Source organism: Vibrio sp. OPT46, from assembly GCF_015163535.1.
In the GTDB taxonomy this organism is placed as follows: Bacteria; Pseudomonadota; Gammaproteobacteria; order Enterobacterales; family Vibrionaceae; genus Vibrio; species Vibrio alginolyticus.
In genome coordinates this window covers 1-1,902 of the sequence record NZ_JADDYG010000054.1, presented here as the reverse complement: position 1 = coordinate 1,902, position 1,902 = coordinate 1, and the positions used below count along the sequence as shown (strand labels likewise).

At 44.8% G+C, this 1,902-nt stretch carries 2 protein-coding genes and 1 pseudogene; all 3 read right to left on the bottom strand.

What is annotated here, in order from left to right; translation table 11 throughout:
- Positions 1–454, bottom strand: a pseudogene (locus IQR33_RS32135) (porin); the annotation flags it as partial.
- Between the two features lie 215 nt (positions 455–669).
- Positions 670–1,539, bottom strand: a complete 870-nt coding sequence (locus IQR33_RS02590) for a metal ABC transporter solute-binding protein, Zn/Mn family (protein ID WP_005374240.1) — start codon at positions 1,537–1,539, stop codon at positions 670–672.
- Between the two features lie 22 nt (positions 1,540–1,561).
- A partial coding sequence (locus IQR33_RS02585; RefSeq protein ID WP_193843487.1) for a metal ABC transporter permease occupies positions 1,562–1,902 on the bottom strand: 341 nt, incomplete at its 5' end.

Genomic DNA, 1,902 nt, shown 5'->3' with positions numbered 1-1,902 from the left:
TGATCATTTTTTCAGCACGACCAGTACCTAGATTGTTGTGATTGTCGTACAAAAAGTCGTTCGCGAACGCGATTGGTAGATCCGCAACGCCAGCGACATCGTAGTACGGAGACCACTGTGTACCTCCCACTAAACGGCCAAACTGCTGGTGGGTCGCGCCGATGTAGCCCAAACGAGTTGAAAACGACTGGCTACCACCATTTAGGTAGTTAAGTGCCCATTCGCCTTTAGCGTCGATAGTGATACCGTTGCCAATGTCTTTCTTGCCCGCAACATTGATACGTGGAGACACTTGGTGAACTTTTACTTCTTCTTCGAAATACTCACCCACGCCAACTGAAACGTGACCGCCGATCGATAAAGATGTACCATCGCTGTTGTAAACTTCTGCTGCGAAGGCCTGTGAACCACATGCTAGTGCCGCCACTGCAACGGCTAGAGTTTTCATTTTCATTGTTAACATCCGTATAGTTGTTTGTACCGGTTCGCTTAGAAACAGATTAAATCCGAATCAATCGCAACGAACACATAACAAAGTAGTAATGAAATAGAAATGAAACAAACACTTTCTTATGCAACCAGTGGTATCAATGCTCACATTTTGAGCTTAATCACAAAAAAATAGGGAACTTTTCACTCCCCATCATAAAATCTGTGGCTTTTTACGTGTCACATCTCCCAACGTGCGAGTGGCTTCTCAGTTTTGATACCGTTACTGCCCCAGCGGTCAATAACATCAATTTGCAGTATGCGGCTCGGTTTAATAAGCGATGTCAAGGTTTTCGACGGTCGTTTATCCGTCACTAACCATAGCGTTTTATCTTGTTCAAACTGAGCTTTTAAAGATAATTTGTCTTCTTCTGTCCACTCAAGTTCCGGCTTAAATTCGCGCCCAACCACAAACAATTGGTTGCCAGAGGCAAAGTCCTCTAATGACTCACTCATCAGTACCACTGAATCGATGCCTTTATCGAAGATCTCTGCCTGTTGTTGGTTGATCAGTTCACGCACATTGAGCATAAGAGCCTGTTGATTCGTTTGAATCGCCTTTTGGTGTTCAGGATATACACGTTGTAGATCCTCTCCAACAATGCCCGCCATTCGGATTAAGTTTGTAGGGTTCAGCCATGCGTACTTCGATGTTGACCCGTTTTCCAATGTCAGAACTGCAACTCCTTGAGCTCTAGGAGAAATGGCCTGCGATGCATCGATTTCAATCAAGTGAATGTTGCCCTGTCGAGCGTAAACATAAGTCGGGTCTTGTTTCCAAATCGCACCAAGAGTAATAGCAACCGTCGCGGCTTGACCCGCTTGCTTAACTTGCTCTGTACCTTTATTTGCGAACCAGTTCTCAAGACGCTCAACGCCGTAACGCTTTGGAGGCAGATACTGAGTCTCTATCCCTGTACCTTTCATGAGTTGCTCAGACAACATGTACGTGACGGGAGTGCTGGTTAAAATGTCTTTGGCGCTTGCCAACGATGGAAGTGTTGTCGCTATAACCAAACCAAAAGTTATCGCTAATTTTTTTATCTTCATGTTCATTACTTTATAAAAAGGGTTACGCTTTTTGGATAATTCGGTAAACCGTTGCTGTTAGGAAAAATGCCGCAGAAACAATGATGATGGATGCGCCTGATGGCACTGGTAGCTCAAGCTCCATCGGCAGTATGGTTCCTATTAAACACGCAATGGTTGCCAATAAAGAAGAAAGGAGAACAAAACTGCCCATGCGTTTAGTCAATAACCTAGCCGTTGCACCAGGAATCAGCAGCAATGCACCAACCAATACCGCGCCAATAATCTTTACCGCGGCGATGGTGACCAAGGTGATCATCATGACAAATAAGTAATCATAAAAGCTGGTATTAAAGCCGCGTACACGTGCAATATCCGGGCTGA